This is a genomic window from Streptomyces physcomitrii (assembly GCF_012273655.1).
Lineage (GTDB): Bacteria > Actinomycetota > Actinomycetes > Streptomycetales > Streptomycetaceae > Streptomyces > Streptomyces physcomitrii.
This window is the reverse complement of the sequence record NZ_JAAWWP010000002.1, coordinates 13,261-31,377: the sequence shown is the minus strand read 5'-3', so window position 1 is coordinate 31,377 and position 18,117 is coordinate 13,261. Positions and strand designations below refer to the sequence as shown.

General features: G+C 69.4%; 12 protein-coding genes. 10 read left to right on the top strand and 2 right to left on the bottom strand.

From position 1 onward, the window contains the following. The first annotated feature begins 361 nt into the window (after positions 1-361). From HFV08_RS03355 to HFV08_RS32635, 10 genes are all read left to right on the top strand, one after another. Positions 362-1,249, top strand: a complete 888-nt coding sequence (locus HFV08_RS03355) for a Cgl0159 family (beta/alpha)8-fold protein (RefSeq protein WP_246341513.1) — start codon at positions 362-364, stop codon at positions 1,247-1,249. 102 nt (positions 1,250-1,351) lie between these two features. Further along, positions 1,352-2,248, top strand: coding sequence for a 5-deoxy-glucuronate isomerase (iolB, locus tag HFV08_RS03350; protein WP_168535732.1), 897 nt, complete (start codon positions 1,352-1,354; stop codon positions 2,246-2,248). Then, complete coding sequence (gene iolD / locus HFV08_RS03345) at positions 2,245-4,134, top strand: 3D-(3,5/4)-trihydroxycyclohexane-1,2-dione acylhydrolase (decyclizing) (protein ID WP_168535730.1); 1,890 nt, start codon at positions 2,245-2,247, stop codon at positions 4,132-4,134. Before iolB ends, iolD begins: the two co-directional genes overlap by 4 nt. A gap of 124 nt (positions 4,135-4,258) precedes the next feature. Continuing rightward, positions 4,259-5,797 (top strand): CoA-acylating methylmalonate-semialdehyde dehydrogenase, encoded by a 1,539-nt coding sequence (locus tag HFV08_RS03340; protein ID WP_168535728.1) that lies wholly within the window; start codon positions 4,259-4,261, stop codon positions 5,795-5,797. Positions 5,798-6,106: 309 nt separating this feature from the next. Next, complete coding sequence (locus tag HFV08_RS03335) at positions 6,107-6,481, top strand: VOC family protein (protein ID WP_168535726.1); 375 nt, start codon at positions 6,107-6,109, stop codon at positions 6,479-6,481. Positions 6,482-6,854: 373 nt separating this feature from the next. Continuing rightward, entirely contained in the window at positions 6,855-7,133 is a 279-nt protein-coding gene (locus HFV08_RS03330) for a hypothetical protein (protein ID WP_168535724.1), read from the top strand. 196 nt (positions 7,134-7,329) lie between these two features. After that, positions 7,330-12,114, top strand: a complete 4,785-nt coding sequence (locus HFV08_RS03325) for a wHTH domain-containing protein (protein WP_168535722.1) — start codon at positions 7,330-7,332, stop codon at positions 12,112-12,114. Continuing rightward, positions 12,107-12,409 carry a hypothetical protein gene (locus tag HFV08_RS03320; RefSeq protein ID WP_168535720.1) on the top strand — a complete coding sequence of 101 codons (303 nt, stop codon included), beginning with the start codon at positions 12,107-12,109 and terminating at the stop codon, positions 12,407-12,409. The genes HFV08_RS03325 and HFV08_RS03320 overlap by 8 nt, the downstream gene beginning before the upstream one ends. A gap of 104 nt (positions 12,410-12,513) precedes the next feature. Further along, a complete protein-coding gene (locus HFV08_RS03315) occupies positions 12,514-13,002 on the top strand; it encodes a hypothetical protein (RefSeq protein WP_168535718.1) in 489 nt (162 codons plus the stop codon). 844 nt (positions 13,003-13,846) lie between these two features. Next, the gene (locus tag HFV08_RS32635) at positions 13,847-14,041 is read left to right on the top strand and encodes a hypothetical protein (protein ID WP_446696842.1); all 195 of its coding nucleotides are present in this window, start codon (positions 13,847-13,849) and stop codon (positions 14,039-14,041) included. A gap of 268 nt (positions 14,042-14,309) precedes the next feature. On the opposite strand, the gene HFV08_RS03300 is transcribed toward HFV08_RS32635, so the two are convergent. After that, positions 14,310-16,349, bottom strand: coding sequence for an ABC transporter permease/substrate-binding protein (locus HFV08_RS03300; protein ID WP_168535716.1), 2,040 nt, complete (start codon positions 16,347-16,349; stop codon positions 14,310-14,312). Continuing rightward, complete coding sequence (locus tag HFV08_RS03295; RefSeq protein WP_168536499.1) at positions 16,346-18,031, bottom strand: sugar ABC transporter ATP-binding protein; 1,686 nt, start codon at positions 18,029-18,031, stop codon at positions 16,346-16,348. The genes HFV08_RS03300 and HFV08_RS03295 overlap by 4 nt, the downstream gene beginning before the upstream one ends. Positions 18,032-18,117 lie beyond the last annotated feature (86 nt).

The following is an 18,117-nucleotide window of genomic DNA, read 5'->3' as shown; positions in this document are numbered from 1 at the left end:
CGAGCGGAGCGGTGCGATGAGCGCCGGCAAGCGGAGCCGTGCGATGAGCGCCGGTGCGGTGCCGACCGGGGCGGAGGACATCGACGTACGCGCCCTCGCCCGGATCCGGGCCCGCCACCCGGAGGCGATAGCCGAGGCGGCGGCCCGGCGCAGCCGCCGTCCGCTCCTCGCCGACCCGGCCGCCGCGGAACCGCCGAGGCCGAGCGCGGCCCCGGGGTCCGCCGCGCCCGCCACCCCGGCGGCCGCCCCGGCCGTGCCCCCGCGCCCGAGTGCGCCCCCCGCCGCGCCTCCGAGGCCCGGCGAGCCGCCGGATCCCGGGGCATCCCCGGCTCCCGGCACATCGACGGATTCCGGTGTCCCCCTGAAGCCCGGCGCCCGGCCCGACCACGCCCCTGGCACCTCATCGCCCCCCGGCGCCCCGCCCGCCCCCGGCGCGACCCCCCGCACCCGCCCCGTGGACGCGAGCGCCCCCGCCCGCCTCCTGATCATCGCCGCCGACCACCCCGCCCGCGGCATGCTCGCGGTGGGGGACCGGCCGATGGCGCTCGCCGACCGGGGGGAACTCCTCGCCCGCCTGTGCCTGGCCCTGTCCCGGCCCGGGGTGGACGGGGTGCTGGCCAGCGCGGACATCCTGGACGACCTGCTGCTCCTGGGCGCCCTGGAGGGGAAGGTCGTCATGGGCTCGATGAACCGGGGCGGACTGCTCGGCGCCCGCTTCGAACTCGACGACCGCTTCACCGGCCACCGCCCCGAGGACCTCACCCGGCTCCGCTTCGACGCCGGGAAGCTGCTGCTCCGCCTCGACCTGGAGGACCCCGGCTCGCTCGACACCCTGCACACCGCGGCCCGCACCGTCGATGAGATGGCCGCCCGGCGGCTGCCCCTGTTCGTGGAACCCTTCCTGGTCCGCCGCCAACGGGGCGTACTTCGCGCCGAGTTGAGCGGTCGGGCGATCGCCACCTCGGCCGCCGTCGCCGCCGGGCTCGGCGGCACCTCCGCGTACACCTGGCTGAAGATGCCGGTCACCGAGCACCCCGAGGAGATGGCCGGGGCCCTCGCCGCCGTCACCCTGCCGACCGTGCTGCTCGGCGGCGACCTCGGCGACGGCAAGCAGGACCAGGTCTACGAGCGCTGGCGCCAGGCGCTGCGGCTGCCGACCGTGCAGGGGCTGGTGGCCGGGCGCGCGCTGCTCTTTCCGGCGGACGGAGATGTGGCGGGTGCCGTCGACACGGCGGTGGGGCTGCTGTGACGCGGGACGGGACGGGTAGGAGTGGGCCATGAACGAGACCGCAGGCCGCCGTGGGTGCCGGGCGCCCGCCCAGGCGGCCCCGCCCGAGCACCGGAGGAGCCGATGACCGACACCGGTCTGCATCTGCCGCGCGGCAGCGCCGCCGCGGGCCCCTACGAGCTGCACATCGATCCCGCGCGGGCGGGCTGGGAGTTCTCCGCCCTGCGGGTGCTGGACCTCGCCCCGGGCGCGGAGCACACCTTCGCGACCGGGGACAGCGAGTGGATCGTGCTGCCCCTCGCGGGCGCCTGCACGGTCGGGGTCCGGTCCGGCGGCGCCGGGGAGGAGACCCGTGCCCGCGGGCCGGAGACTCGCCCCCGCGGACCGGAGGAGCCTTGCCCACCCGGCGAGGAGACCTTCCAACTCCTCGGCAGGACCGACGTGTTCGCCGGTCCGAGCGACTTCGCGTACGTCCCCAGGGACGCCGGGGTACGGATCGCCAGTGCCGCGGGCGGCCGCTTCGCGCTGACCGGCGCGCGCTGCGAACGGCGGCTGCCCGCCCGCTACGGGCCCCGCGAGGACGTCCCGGTGGAGGAGCGCGGCAGCGGCAACTGCGCCCGCCTGGTACGCAACTTCGCCGCCGCCGGGGTCTTCGACTGCGACCGGCTGATCGCCGTCGAGGTGCTCACCCCCGGCGGCAACTGGTCCTCGTACCCGCCGCACAAGCACGACGAGGAGCGGCCCGGGACCGAGACCCGCCTGGAGGAGATCTACTACTTCGCGATCGCGGGGCCGCACGGACTCGGCTACCAGCGGATCTCCCCCTCCCGCCCCGGCGGCAGCGAGCTGCTCGCCGAAGTCCGGGACGGGGACGCGGTGTTGGTGCCGGACGGCTGGCACGGTCCGTCCATCGCCGCGCCCGGCCACCCGATGTACTACCTCAACGTCATGGCCGGCCCCGGCGCCGAACGCGCCTGGCGCATCAGCTTCCACCCCGACCACCAGGAGGGCTACCGGTGACCGGCACCCGCCAACTGACCGTCGCACAGGCCCTGCTCGCCTTCCTGGCGGCGCAGTTCACCGAACGCGACGGCGAACGCCGGCGACTGATCGGCGCCACCTGGGGCATCTTCGGCCACGGCAACGTCGCCGGACTCGGCCAAGCCCTCGTCGAATACGCCGAGTTGATGCCCTTCCACCAGGGCCGCAACGAACAGGCGATGGTGCACGCGGCCGTCGGTCACGCCCGCCAGTCCGACCGGCTGAGCACCCACGCGGTCACCACCTCCATCGGCCCCGGCGCCACCAACCTGGTCACCGGCGCGGCCCTGGCCACCATCAACCGGCTGCCGGTACTGCTGCTCCCGGGCGACACCTTCGCCACCCGGCCCGCCGACCCGGTGCTCCAGCAGCTCGAAGTCCCTTACGCGGGCGATGTGTCCGTCAACGACTGCCTGCGGCCCGTCTCCCGCTACTTCGACCGGATCACCCGCCCCGAGGCGCTGATCCCCGCCGCGCTCGCCGCGATGCGCACGCTCACCGACCCGGCCGACACCGGCGCGGTCACCCTCGCCCTGCCCCAGGACGTCCAGGCCGAAGTCTTCGACTGGCCCCTGGACTTCCTCGCCGAACGCGTCTGGCCGGTCCGCCGCCCCGCCCCCGACCCCGCCGAACTCGACGCGGCCGTACGGCAGTTGCGCGCCGCCCGGCGGCCGCTGATCGTGGCGGGCGGCGGCGTGCGGCACAGCGCCGCCGAGCAGGCGCTCGCCGTCTTCGCCGAGCAGAACGGCATCCCCGTCGCCGCCACCCAGGCAGGCAAGGGCGCACTGCCGTACGACCACCCCTGCGCGGTCGGCGGCATCGGCCACACCGGCACTGCCCCGGCCAACGAACTCGCCCGCGAAGCAGACCTGTTGATCGGCGTCGGCACCCGCTGGAGCGACTTCACCACCGCCTCCGGCACCCTCTTCGCGCACCCCGCCGTCCGCTTCCTCAACCTCAACATCGCCCCCTTCGACGGCCACAAGATGGCGGGCACCGCGCTGACCGCCGACGCGCGCACCGCACTCGAAGCGCTCACCGAGCGCCTGCGCGGCGAGGGCACCGGACCCGACCCCGAGTACGTCCGCTCCTGGACCCGCGCCACCCGCGACTGGGAGCGGCGCGTGGACGAGGCCTACGCCGCCCCCGACCCCGGGGCCGCCCCCACCCAGGCCCAGGTCCTCGGCGCCCTCGACGCGCTCGTCGGCCCCGAGGACATCCTCCTCAACGCGGCCGGCTCCCTCCCCGGCGACCTGCACAAACTCTGGCGTACGCGGTCCAGGGACCAGTACCACGTCGAGTACGGCTACTCCTGCATGGGCTACGAGATCCCCGCCGCGATCGGGGTCCAACTCGCCGCCCCCGGGCGCCCGGTGTGGGCCCTGGTCGGCGACGGCACGTATCTGATGATGCCCACCGAACTGGTCACCGCCGTCCAACTGGGCCTGCCCCTTAAGGTGGTTCTCCTGCAGAACCACGGCTACGCCTCCATCGGCGGCCTCTCCCGCACGGTCGGCGCCGAGGGCTTCGGCACCGCCTACCGCTACCGCGCCGCCGACGGCACCTACACCGGCGAACCCCTGCCCGTCGACCTCGCGGCCAACGCGGAGAGCCTCGGCCTGCGCGTCCTGCGCGCCCCCACCGTCACCGCCCTGCACCAGGCCCTCGCCGAGGCCCGCGCCGCCACCGGCCCCGTCTGCGTGTACGTGGAGACCGCCCCCGCGCCCGCCGAGGGACCCGGCGCCGCCCCGCCCGCGCAGGCCTGGTGGGACGTACCGGTGGCCGGGACCTCGGGGCGCCCCGAGGCGGTGGCCGCCCGCGCGGAGTACGAGCGCGCGGCGGCCCGGCGGCGGCGGCACCTGTGACCGGCGACGAACCCGCCTCCCCGGCGCGCCGGAAGTCAAGAGCGGCGGTCGCGGCGAACCGATGGCGCCCGCGGGGAGCGGTGCGGTACCCATGGACCGAAGCGAGCCGAAGGAGAGCAGCCCCATGACCGAGACGAGCACCCCGGCGGCCGGGCCCATCAGTACCCCGGTGGTCGGCCACTGGATCGGCGGCAAGCACGCCCCGTCCGCCTCCGGGCGTTCGGGCCCCGTCACCGACCCGGCGACCGGCCGGGTCACCCGGCAGGTCGCCTTCGCCGACACCGCCGAGGTGGACACCGCGGTGGCCGCCGCCAAGGAGGCCTTCCCCGCCTGGGGCGGCTCCTCCCTCGCCCAGCGCACCTCCGTACTCTTCGCCTACCGCGCGCTCCTGCACCAGCACCGCGCGGAGATCGCCGCGCTGATCACCGCCGAGCACGGCAAGGTGCACAGCGACGCCCTCGGCGAGGTCGCCCGCGGCCTGGAGGTCGTCGAACTCGCCTGCGGCATCGCCCAGCAGCTCAAGGGCGAACTCTCCACCCAGGTCTCCAGCGGCGTGGACGTCGCCGCGATCCGCCAGCCGCTCGGCGTGGTCGCGGGCATCACGCCCTTCAACTTCCCGGCGATGGTGCCGCTGTGGATGTTCCCGCTCGCGATCGCCTGCGGGAACACCTTCGTCCTCAAGCCCAGCGAGAAGGACCCCTCCTCCTCCCTGCTGCTCGCCGAACTCCTCGCCGAAGCGGGCCTGCCGCAGGGCGTGTTCAACGTCGTCCAGGGCGACCGGGTGGCCGTCGAACGCCTCCTGGAACACCCCGACATCGCCGCCGTCTCCTTCGTCGGCTCCACCCCGGTCGCCCGCCATCTGCACGCCACGGCCACCGCCCACGGCAAGCGAGTCCAGGCCCTCGGCGGCGCCAAGAACCACATGATGGTGCTGCCGGACGCGGACCTCGACGCGGCCGCCGACGCCGCCGTCTCCGCCGCCTACGGCTCCGCGGGCGAGCGCTGCATGGCCGTCTCCGCCGTGGTCGCGGTCGGCACCAGCGGCGACGCCCTGGTCGAGAAGATCAAGGAGCGCGCCGCCAAGGTCCGCATCGGCCCCGGCACCGACCCCGCCTCCGAGATGGGCCCGCTGATCACCGCCGCCCACCGCGACAAGGTCGCCTCCTACGTACGGGGCGCCGAGGCCCAGGGCTGCGAAGTCGCCCTGGACGGCACCGGGTTCACCGTCGAGGGGCACGAGGACGGCCACTGGCTCGGCCTCTCCCTGCTCGACCGGGTCCCGGTCACCGCCGACGCCTACCGCGACGAGATCTTCGGCCCCGTCCTGTGCGTCCTGCGCGCCGAGACCTACGAGGAGGGCCTCGCCCTCATCAACTCCTCGCCCTACGGCAACGGCACCGCCATCTTCACCCGCGACGGCGCCGCCGCCCGCCGCTTCCAACTGGAGGTCCAGGCCGGCATGGTCGGCGTGAACGTCCCCATCCCGGTCCCCGTCGGCTACCACTCCTTCGGCGGCTGGAAGGACTCCCTCTTCGGCGACCACCACATCTACGGCAACGACGGGCCCCACTTCTACACCCGCGGCAAGGTCGTCACCTCACGCTGGGGCGACCCGTCGGAGGGCGCCCGGGGAGTGGACCTGGGGTTCCCGCAGCACGACTGAGGGGTGGGGCGGGGAGGGGTGGCGGCAGGGACCTCCAGGTCCACCCCTCCCACGCAGGGCGCAGATCGCCGATGCGGCCGGTGCCCTCGAGAACGCCGACCAGAACATGGCGGAGGGCCAGGGCGATGTCCGGGTGGGCCCCACGCGCGCCCCGGAGCGAGCGGTGTCTGCCGGCCGGGTAAGTTGCGGGAGCGCGTCTTCCGCGCGTGCCACGGCGGCTGTGCCCGCTCCGGTCGGTGAGCCGGAGGCCGAGTGCCCCGGCCGGGCGGCGGCGGAAGCGGTCGCGGAGCGAAACGAGAGGTGGCGGAAGTGATCCGTAAGCTGCAGGCGGTCGCCCTGGACTGTGCCGATGCGGTGCAACTCGCCGAGTTCTACGCGGAGTTGCTCGGCGGCCGGGTGGTCACCGACCCGGAGGACCCCGACTGGATCGAGGTGCACGGCTTCGAAGGCACACCGCTGGCCTGCCAGCGGGTGGACGGCTACCGACCGCCCGCATGGCCGGGCCAGGAGCGCCCCCAGCAACTCCACCTGGACTTCGACGTGGACGACCTCGACGGAGAGGAGCAGCGAGCGCTCGCGCTCGGCGCGACCGTGCTGGAGCGCACGGACCAGCTCCGCCCGGAGGCCAACTGGCGCGTCTACGCAGACCCGGCCGGCCACCCGTTCTGCCTCTGCTTGCACTGAGCCTGCTTCCACTGAGCCCATCGGGCAGCCTTCTGGCTTGCTCCACGGCTATTCCAGCTGGCGTCGGCCGCGCGAGACCCTCGGGAACGTAGGCGCACCAGGTCTCTCGCGGTGCCGTCCTCTCGGTGGACGCTTTCGAGCAGAGCACTTGGAGTACCAGGGGCACCAGCGGCGGGCGATCCGGCTGAACTGCCCCTCGGACAGCAGGGTTCAAGCCCACTGCCTCTCGAACCCCCGGCCGAATTCAACTCCCAACACCCGCTGCAGGAGTGGGACCGAAATCCTTGCCGGGGGATGCCTGGCGCTGCCGCGCAGTACTGTTTCCCCTGGTCAGAACCGTGCGGCGAGCCGCTTGATCCGGCTATGCCGCCCTGTGTCGGGCCGTCTGCCCACGCGCGGTTGGCTGCTGAGCAGCGCGTGGGTCAGATCTTGTCGAGGTCGATCTCTGCCGGGAACAGGGCCGATTGGTCTGGGTCTCCACAGTCCGACCTCGGAGATCACCGCTTGCCGTCACGACAAGCTCACGCAGAAGTGGCGGGCGGCCGGGCTCGGCGCGATCGCCGACCTTAGATTCTTCGGGCTCGACGACATTGATCCCGGCGCCGACCTGGCGGCGATTAACGCCTGCAAGGCCGCCGAGAACGGCCTCTGACACGAGGGCAGAAGCTGTTCAACAGCTAGTGGCGGTCCGTCCGAGCATTGGGCGAGCATGGATTCGCTGGCCTGAAGAACTGCGGCGTCCTGGGCAGGATCCGCATCGCCCGGCGTAGGCGACCGCGCTGCTGAGAGCAGCAGCTGGTTGAGTAGATCGGCTGCCGACCGTCGTGCACCTTCCGTACCATAGGCCGGTGACGCAACGTCAAGCGCTACTCATCGGTGTGCCGCAATGTGATGACACGACATTTTCCCCCATCTCGCAGGTGGTGAGGAACGACCTCGAGAAGATGCGGTCGGCACTGACACTGTCTTCCTACTCGATCGATTCGATCGGTGAGGACACGCTGGATCCGAGCGGAAACCGCATTCGGGCTGCCATAAGGAAGGCCTGTGCTGGAGCCCCGGAGGGCAGTGTGCTGCTCCTCTACTTCTCTGGACACGGCGTTAGTATCGACGGTGTCGACTACCTGGTTCCCAGCGATGGCTTCCGCGAGGGCGGGGAGCTCGTCCTGGACAGTCTTGTTCCTGTGATTCCCGACTTGAGCCACTGCCGGGCGAAACTCGTGGTGTTCTTCGTCGATGCGTGCCGAGACTCCCCGGCCGGCCTTCCTTCGGAGGGCGGTGGCGGAGGTGTGCTCCACTATCCGGCGGGGGGCTCGCAGGTGATGGTGGCGGGATGCGCACCCGGGCAGGTCTGCCACTACGGCGAGGACGGCAGCGTGTTCACGAGAACACTCGCCCGGGTGCTCGACCGCCGCCACCCGGCGCGCACACTGTCCGCGGTACTCCATGAGGTCACCAAGGAAATGCGTAGGACTACGGGGAGAGGAGACGACCGCTCCCAGGTTCCGAATGCCTACCCGGTGACGATGTTGCGGGATGCCGCGGACCAGGTGATCTGTGAGGGTGACGAACTCGTTTCCGCGTGGCGCCGCGTCGCCGCGGACAACCGTCTCTGGGCCCTGACCTCCGGAATCACGGATGAGATACGGGCACATGTGACGGGGATCGCGGAGGACTGTGCGCGCGCACATCTGGAGGTCTCTAACCTGCTCCGTGAGAAGACGGGGATGACCGACCACTGGTTTGACCCGAACTATCCGGCCAGAACCATCGACTTCACCGCGGAAATCCTCACCGAGGGCCCCCCGATCCTGCCGGCAGAGGCAGCCGTGATGATTGCAGCACCCTTCATGCGTGAAGCGGTTCTCGCGGAAGGAGTGCGAAAGGCCGCTGTGATCCGGCCAGGTGACTTCAAGCGTTGCTACGAGCGGGGACACCGTACAGACCTTGAGCTCACCCACGAGATGTACCCCCAGGTGACCCGTCGGGTCGAGGGACTGACCCGACGACACGAGACGGAAGCCGCGGAGACCCTCGCCATGTGGCTGGTCCACCGCTGGCTTGATGGCTTCGTTGGTCTGTGGAAGCTCCAGCGATCACAGGCTTGTGCTGATCGAGGGGCGTACCTGATCCGCGGGACTGTGGACGATCTAAGCCAGGGTGAGTGCCGCCATCTGGTAGAGACGTTGATCCGCGCGGTTGCCGCAGGGCCGACCGATGGACGACTGGTGGAGAGACTCGCTGCGCTGCCGGACGACTGGCGGGGGAGGACTGGAGTTCTGTGGCTTGCGGGGACCCTGGCGGCCGATCCACGCCGCCTGCCCGCAGTGATCGCCGATCACATCGGCACCGGCCTTGAGCTCCCTCTTGCCTCGGTCAAGGACGCCGCCGATCTGCTTCGTATGCAGAGACGCAAGGGGGATCTCGATCTGGCACTGATCTGCACTCATCCCGCCCAGCAGGATGCCTTTCAGGCCGTGGCCAACGCCGGGCAGCATGTCTTGAGCCGTCTGCATGAACTCGGGCGGCTGGGCCTGGTCGCCGACGCACTGCCCTTCCGGATCACTCATGACGGAGTGAGGCCCGACCGTCCGGGCCCGGACGGCATCGCCGTGTACGAGGTGCCCCTCACCCGGTTCCAGCTCTCCGAAGACAAGATCCGCGAACTGCTGATGGGGCGACAGCTCTACGATGACCCCGCACTTGCGATCCGTGAGCTCTACCAGAACTCTCTGGATGCCTGCCGATACCGGGATACTCGTCTCGAAGGGCTACGGAGGAAAGGGCGGCATCCCGCGCCGTGGACTGGAGAGATCGGATTCCGGCAGGGCTTGGATGGCGACCGAGAATACATCGAATGCGAAGACAACGGCGTCGGTATGACCCGGGAAGTGCTGGAGCACGTCTTTTCTCGCGCCGGGGAGAGATTCGTCTACTCGCAGGACTACCGCGCTGAACACGCCGCCTGGCAGGAACTCGATCCACCACTACGTATGGTCTCCAACAGTCAGTTCGGCGTTGGGGTCTTTAGCTATTTCATGATTGCGGACGAGATTATTCTGTACACGCGCCCTGTGGATCAGCAGGGCATCCCCTCCTCTGAGGGATTTGCAGTCCAGATTGCCAGCAGTGGCAGTCTGATGCAGGTGACTCCGTCGGAAGAAATGCTGCAAGGTGGAACAAGAATCAGGCTCTACCTCACTGGAGACGAAGAATCCGACAAGAAGATCTCCCTTTTGCAGACGCTTCGCCGACTGCTATGGATCGCCGAATACAAGGTTGTCGCCGCCGAGTATGACTCGGCCCCAGAGGAGTGGAAGCCTCGCCAGCTGCGATATCAGGACGATTCAGCTGAATCGCTCGAATTTGATCGTGACCTTTGGTGGGTATCGGGCGCGGGTGGTCTGGCGGCGGATGGTCTGCGTACCAACGAGAAGATTTACGGGTTGATCGTTAATCTGCGCGACGAGCATCGCCCTCAATTCACCGTCGACCGAAAGAAGCTTCGCACCTGGCATGAAGACTGGGTTTATGGAAAAGTCGATGACTCGCTGCCTGCCCTGAGCGAATGGCCGGGATTAACGCTGTCCTGGTTGTGGGAAGTTACTGATTCCTCGGCAGAGGTGGCTGAGCGTATTTTTGAATATCTCGTCGAAGCTGCAGTGGAGATACCGATTGGTGGCGGCTGGGGTCAGAGTGCCAGTGTTCCACTGGCGGAAGTTGGTTGCGTTCCCCAGGACAAGGAACTCTTCGACCCAAAGAGCAGAAACTACTATCTTTACCCTCGATGGTTCACGATCTGGCGGTCCGGTGCCTGGAAGGGAAGGTCTAGTACTCAGCGAAACTCCCGTCGCATACCTCAGGCGCTCTCTGTCGAGGGTTTTCCCCTGGCCGATCCTATTGACGGAGCTCTCTTGGCCCGGCTTCGTCGCCGATATGGCGAGGACAGTCCCGTTCTGCTCGATGATATTCTCGAGGCAACCGCGCATGAGAAGCACACGGTTGCGGAACTTCTCCATCGGTTGCGGAAATTTGCAATAACGGGTCTGGACCTGCGCCATCTTCGTCGCTGTGCCTCTGTCGACCTGACATTCAAGGAAGGGGACGCCGCGCTTGCCGGGGCGCTTGCGGCCTGGTCCCCACCTGGTCTGCCGCCTTCTTCAAGCACTGCTGGGAGTCTGGTCAAGGCATCCGTGCGACTTGACCAGCCGCTGCGCGAGGTCGTGCGCAGGGCGGCCGCGGCAGCGCCCGCAAGATGGGCCGGGCCGTGTGCAGAACTCGGTCAGCTTGGAGACCACATCTGCACGGTGGCCGAAATGAGGCTTCTGTCAGTTCGACTCGGTACCTTTCCTCCCTGGACGTCTGGGGCGCTGCAGCCCGCCCATATCGCCCACGCGGCGGGTGAACTCGGCCGGGACATCTCGCAGATCCTTGAGATGTGCGAACGATTTTCCCCTCTGGGGGTGAGTGTGGCTGGACGTGAGCTGTACCCGGCGTCGCTCAATCAGGTGCAGGTGGAGGCGCTGCGGCATCTGGAGGTGGTTGGCAGTGCTCTGACACCCATCCAGCTGATTCATATCGCTGGACTGGCTGGAACGAGCTATCAAGAAGTTAGGTCGGAACTCGGGGCGCTGGAAGAGTGCGGACTCCTTCGGCTGCCGGAGACCAATGGTGTGGAGGATCTGGTGCCCGATGCCGACACAGTCGGATTCATCGGCCAAGCGCTGCAGACCATAGATCCTGAGACAGGCAGACAAGTATTCCTGCACCGCCCCGCCTCTTTGGCAGTGGCGGCGACATTATCCGGCCGCTATATACGGCGCGGTGTGACGACCCAGGTGGAAGAACTGGTCGCTTTCACAGTCCCGAACCTGGCGATCACCGAACCGGACCTAGTTTCTCTAGCGTCAATCATTATTGGATCGATCGGAGAAGCCCGAGAGCGTTTCTCCAGGACTTATCCTGAGGCCCAGCTCCCTGAGATCGCTCAAAGCGCCGAGGGCCTCCAACCTTGGCTGCTTCAGGAATATTTGATCACTCCACGCTGGGCTGTGGAGCCAGTAAACTGGAGCCTGGGTGTCGGGCAGATCATTTCCGGTGCCCTCGACTTCGGTTCTACTGTCGGTGAGTTCCTCAACACCGTCGCTCCCTATCGAGTACTGGGTGCGCCTCTCCCGGAGCTTTCGGATGAAGACGCCGCGGAGTTGAGCGCTTGGCATCCGGATCTTTACGACCATGAATTGCTCGTAAACCCTCGAGAAACACCCGCTCTCGGTATGCACGAGGTCTATCTGACGGAAGTAGACGCCTTGCGTCTGGTGCAGATCGCCGGACGGCTCGGCATGTCACTGCAGGAGACCCACCAGCGGCTCACCCGGATGGCTCCGCTCGGTCTGCGTCTCGTATACGCTGCCGACGCGGTCCCAGAGGGCATTGTGTACTGGCGTGATCTACTTGCGTTGACTGTCCATCTGGACGGACAAAAGCCAGAAATCAGGGGGCGCGTGAGCCCGGACCACTTCACACGGGCGGCCGAAGCGACGGGGGAATCAGTCGCGTACGTTCTGAAAAGAGTGCGAGTTTACGCCCGCCTGTTCTCCCTGGACCTCTCCGAAGAGCCTTTCGATGGTTGATCACGACGGCGTCACCTTTGCCGAAGTGGAGTTCCCTCTCCAGACAGGCTTCGCTGTGGTGCGAGACGAGGACGGGCTTACTGTCGTGGGACTGTGTCCTCAATGCGCGGCCCACACCGAGATGACGTTCGTGTTCGGCACTCCTCAAGGTGCGAAAGGCCTTTTCCGGCGGGCCCGGCAGACGCAGCTGAGAAAGGTGACGATGTACTGCGAATGCGGCTACTGGCACGGAGACAGGCCTCCCGAGTTACCGGATACGGGTTGCGGCGCCTACTGGTCGGTCGACATCGGATGAGTATCGAGCACAAGCGGTGGGCTCAGCGTGCCCAGGAGCTGCGGCTTGAGCAGTTGTCGACTGCACGCAAGCAGGCGGAGGCATGGCGGGCCGGGCTGGCCGGTATGACTGCACTGCTGGGGGTCGTGTTGGTCCTGAAGGGGCGCGAGACCGTGGGTGATCTGGTCCCCTGGACAAGGGTGACTGTCGCCGTGCTGCTCGTCACAACGTTCGGAGGCCTCCTTGCGGCGACAGTCTTCGCAGTCCGGGCGGCTGCCGGGACCCCCGGCGAGGAAATCCTCTTGACCGGCGAGGGACTTCGCGAGTGGACCAGGAATGAGGTCAGGGTCATCGCGCGGCGGATCTGGTGCGCGGCTCTCCTGACCTTAACGGGGCTTTCGCTCTTGGTGACCGCTCTCGGCTTCACCTGGTTCGGTCCGGCTTCGGACCCCGCAAGACCGATGGTTCGGGTAGTTACTCGGGGTGAGAGCATGTGCGGTGAACTTGTGGGAACTGCTGGAGATGACGTGGTAGTCAAGGGGGAGACCCTGAGGAAAACGCCGATTAAATGGATCGTCTCCATCGAGCCCGTGAAGAGTTGTAGCCGACCTTGATGGAACTGCACCCATGCCCAATGGCGGTGGTGGTGAGCCATGATGGGTCTTCGAAGTTGATGACCTTCAAAGCGTGGTGTCGGCAGGGGCTGACGGCCGGTGACCCCTGCGGCATGCCGAGTCCTGAGGTATGCACAAGGGGGGCGGACTGGCCGACGAACGGCGTGCCTTCCGTGAGAAGTTGAGGAGGGATGTGGCCGGATGGTTCGCCTTGGGCGAGGAGAACGCGGTCATTGCTCACGATCTGAGGGTCAGCGTCTGCTCGGTACAGTGTTGGCGCAGGGCTTGGTCGCAGGACGGATCGGGAGCGTTGGCCCAAAAGAGCCCGGCATCGGTGCCGCTGCTCAGCGATGAACTGTTCGCCGTGCTGGAGGGGACCTGGCCATGCAAGGCGTGGCTGCCCTGCTCAAGCGGCACGGCTGGAGCTCCAGGTTCCCGCCCAGCGTGCGATCGAGCGGGACGAGAACCTGGTGGCCGACTGGTTGAGAGAAACCTGGCCTCAGGTGGAAGGACCGTGGCAGCGCTCGACGCCTGGCTCGTCTTCGGGGATGAAGCCGGTTTTCGATGACGCCGTCGGCCACCCGCACCTGGTCCCGCTGCGGCCACACCCCTGCTATCCGCGTGTGGGGCCGCTTGTGCCGCCACTTATCGGTGGCCGCCCTGGCCTGCTACAAGTTGGCGAGCGATCGCGGCTGTTGTACCGGCCCTGCCCGGACGCCCGGCCTGACGGGCGCAAGAGCTTCCCTTAGAAGGACTACCGCGACCTGATCCAGACCGCGTACCAACAACTCGGCGGTCCGATCGTCCTGTCTGGGACAACCTGAACGTCCACCTCACCGCCGGGATGTACCGGTACGTTACTGAACGCGGCTGGCTCACCGTCTACCAGCTCCCGCCCCACGCACCCGGCCTCAACCCGGCCGAGGGCCTCTGGTCGGTCCTGCGCCGTACCACCACCGGCCAACAACGCGTTCTCCGACCCCGAAGACCTGATCACCGCCATCCGGTGCGACCTACGCCAGCTCCAGTACCGCCATGATGTCCCCTACGGCTGCCTCACTGGCACCGACCTCCGACGCCAGCCGCCATGACGACATCACACGTTCAAGGCCAGTGAGGGGTGCGCGCGTACATGACAACTGTCGACGGGAGCGCTGCGCGGCTCGGCGTCTGTGTCGCAACTGCCCGGAGTAACTCCTGCTTTACGGTCGGATGGCATGGCCATGTCCCACCGCTTGACTTCGAAGACTTGCTTTCCAGAGCGGTGCTCCACCCCTTTCTCCGGTCCCCAGAGTCAGCCTCCCCTCTCAGGAGAAGTCCCCCACATTCCGCCCCGTCACCACCTTCACCGGTACCTTCACCACCGCCTCGGTCTTCTTGTCGTCGGTTGCCGTGAGGGCCTGGCGTAGGGCCAACTTGCCGAGTTCTCGGGGCTGTTGGGCGACCGAGGCGTAGAGCGTGCCTGCCTTGACCGCCTTCAGGGCGTCGGGGGTGCCGTCGAAGCCCACCACCGGGATGCTGCGGGCGCGGGAGCCGAGGGCCTTGGTGGCGCCGAGAGCCATTTCGTCGTTCTCGGCGAAGACGGCGTCGATGTCGTCGTGGGCCTGGAGGAGGTTGGTCATGACGTCGAGGCCCTTGGCGCGGTCGAAGTCGGCGGGCTGGCGGGCCAGCACCTCGATGCCGGGGTACGCCTTGATGCCCGCGGTGAAGCCGGCGCCGCGTTCGCGGCTCGCGGAGGTGCCGGCGGTGCCCTGGAGGACGACCACGCGCCCTTCGCCGCCGAGGCGTTCGGCCAGGGCACGGGCGACCTGCTTGCCGCCGCTGACGTTGTCCGAGGCGACCAGGGAGGCCACCTTCGCCTTGCTGACCGCGCGGTCCACGGCGACCACGGGGATGTCCGCGGTGATTGCGGAGCGCACCGCGGGGGAGGCGGCGTCGGAGTCGACCGGGTTGACGATGATCGAGGACTTGCCGCCGCTGGTGAAGTTCTGGAGCTGGTTGGCCTGTTGGGAGGCGTCGTTCTGGGCGTCGGTGACGGTGAGGTCGACGCCGCGCGCCTTCGCCTCGGCCTGGGCGCCGGCCCGTAGCTGGACGAAGAAGGTGTTGTTGAGGGTGGAGAGGGACATGCCGACCGTGGTCCTGCCGCCGGAGCCGTCGTCGCGCCACAGGGCCGTACCGCCCATGACGGCGGCCACCAGGACCGCGGCGATCGCGTACCGCGCCGCCCGGGCACCCCTGCCGCCGGGGGAGGCCCGTCCGCTCGTACCGCCCGCCCCGGGGACGGGGGCCGGGGCGCCCGCCCGGCGGCGGGCGGTGTCGAGGAGCACCGCGAGGGCGATGACCGCGCCGATGACGACCTGCTGCCAGAAGGCCGATACGGACAGGAGGTTGAGGCCGTTGCGCAGCACCGCGAGGATCAGCGCGCCGACCAGGGTGCCGGAGGCGGTGCCGACGCCGCCGGAGAGGCTGGCGCCGCCGATCACCACGGCGGCGATCGCGTCGAGTTCGTAGCCCTGCCCGGCGGTGGGCTGCGCGGTGTCGAGCCGGGCGGCGAGGACGATGCCGGCGACGGCCGCGAACAGCCCGGACAGCGCGTAGACGGCGGCCTTCTGGCGGCGTACGGGCAGGCCGGAGAGGCGGGCGGCCTCCTCGTTGCCGCCGATCGCGTAGAGGCCGCGGCCGAGGAAGGTGCGGCCGAGGACGACCGCGGTGAGCAGTCCGGCCGCCGCCATCACCAGGACCGGCACCGGGAGCCAGCCGCCGAGGGTGTCGCCGAGCCCCGAGACCGAGGAGGGGAAGCCGATCGGGCTGCCGTCCGCGAGGACCAGGGCGAGCCCGCGGCCCACCGAGAGCATGGCCAAGGTGGCGATGAACGGCGGGAGTCTGCCGTACGCGACGAGGGCGCCGCTGACCAGTCCGCAGGCCGCGCCGGTGCCGAGCGCGAGCAGCACCGCGAGCCAGACCGGCAGGCCTTCGGTCGTCGCCGACCAGGCGAGCACGGTCGCGGAGAGCGCCGCGACCGAGCCCACCGACAGGTCGATGCCCGCGGAGACGACGACGAAGGTCACGCCGAAGGCGAGGATCGCGGTCACGGCCGCCTGTACGCCGACGTTGAGGAGGTTGTCGGTGGTCAGGAAGTCGCCGGAGAGGAGGGTGAGGGCCGCGATCAGGGCCACCAGGGCGCCGAGTGCGCCGTTGTCGAGCAGCAGGCCGCGGGCGGCCGCGAGGGTTCCGCCCGCGCCGCGGCCTCCTGCCGATGAGGTCTTGCGCCCAACTCCCGGGCCACCCGGGCCCTTTGGGGAGTCCGAGCCGTTCGGGGTGTCCGAGGTCGTGGTGTCGGCGGTCACCGGCTGATGCCTCCTGTCCTGTGGTTCTCCCTGCTGGTCGCGTTGCTGTTGCTGTTGCTGTTGCTGTTGCTGTTCCCGCTGCCGCTGCCGCTGCCGCTGCCGCTGGCGATCGCCAGAGCCATCACCGCGTCCTGGGTGGCGGTGGCGGCGGGGAGTTCGCCGGCGAGTCTGCCCTCGGCCATCACCAGGATCCGGTCGCTCATGCCGAGCACCTCGGGCAGTTCGCTGGAGACCATCAGGACCGCGTTCCCGGCGGCCGTGAACTCCCGTACCAGGCGGTGGATTTCGGCCTTGGCACCGACGTCGATGCCGCGGGTGGGCTCGTCCAGGAGCAGCAGCCGGGTGCGGGAGAGCAGCCATCTGCCGAGGACGACCTTCTGCTGGTTGCCGCCGGAGAGGGTGCCCACCCGCTGGTCGAGGGAGGCCATCCGCACCCCGAGGCGCTCCGCGATCCGGGCGGCGGCGGTGCGCTGGGCGCCGCGGTCCACGAACCCCGCGCGGGTCGCCGTACGCAGGGTGACCAGGCCGAGGTTGTCCGCGACGGAGGCGCCCGGCAGCAGACCCTGCCCCTTGCGGTCCTCGGGGACGAGCCCGAGCCCGGCGGCCATCGCCGCCCGGATGTCGTGGCGCGGCAGGGGCACGCCCGCCACTCGTACGCTGCCCTCCTCGTAGGGGTCGGCGCCGAAGAGGGCGCGGACGACTTCGGTACGGCCCGCGCCCACCAGCCCGGCCAGGCCCACGACTTCACCCGCCCGTACCTCGAAACTCACGTCCTGGAAGGCACCTTGGCGGCTGAGCCCCTCGACATGGAGAAGGGGAGGGGGAGTTGAGGGATCGGGGGGCTGGGCCGTGGTGGAGTCCGGGGCCCCGGTGACGGTCGCCGCCGCCGCGTCGGGCTTCGTCGACTTCCGCTCCCGTGGCGGGTACTGCCGGCTGAGGGTGCGTCCGACCATGAGGCGTACGAGGTCCTCGGCGGGTGCGGTGGCGGGGAGTTCACCGGCCACCCGGCCGTCGCGGAGCACGGTGACGCGGTCGCCGAGGGCGGCGATCTCCTCCAGGTGGTGGGTGATGAAGACCAGGCCCACGGACTGCGCGCGCAGACGGCGGACGATACGGAAGAGCTGCTCGGTCTCGGAGGCGGCCAGTGCGGCGGTCGGCTCGTCCATGACCAGGATCCGGGCCTCCCGGCTGAGCGCCTGCGCGATCTCCACCAACTGGCGGCGGGCTACGCCCAGTTCGGCGAGGCGGGTGCGGGGCGGGAGGTCCAGGCCCACCCGGTCGAGGACCTCCTCGGCGGCCCGTTCCAGACGCCCGCGGTCGACCAGGCCGAAGCGGCGCGGCTGGCGGCCGAGGAAGATGTTCTCCGCCACCGAGAGCTCCGGGACGAGGCTGAACTCCTGGTGGATGGTGGCGATCCCGAGCCGCTGGGCGTCCCGGGTGCTCCCCGGGCGCACCTCCCGCCCGTCGACGCGGATGCGGCCCGCCTCGGGCCGGTACGCCCCGGAGAGGATCTTGACCAGGGTGCTCTTTCCCGCGCCGTTCTCGCCGAGCAGTACGTGCACCTCGCCGCGCCGGAGGCCGAAGTCGACACCGTCCAGGGCGAGTACGCCCGGGAAGGACTTCCGGATGCCCTCAAGGCGGAGGATCTCGGCGGGGTCGGCCGCCGCCGAGTTGCCGGGCATCGGGCGGTCGGCCGCCGGGTCGCCGGGCGTCGGGCGGCCGGACCTCGGGTCACCGGGAGTCGGGACGCCGGGTGTCGGGTCGGTGG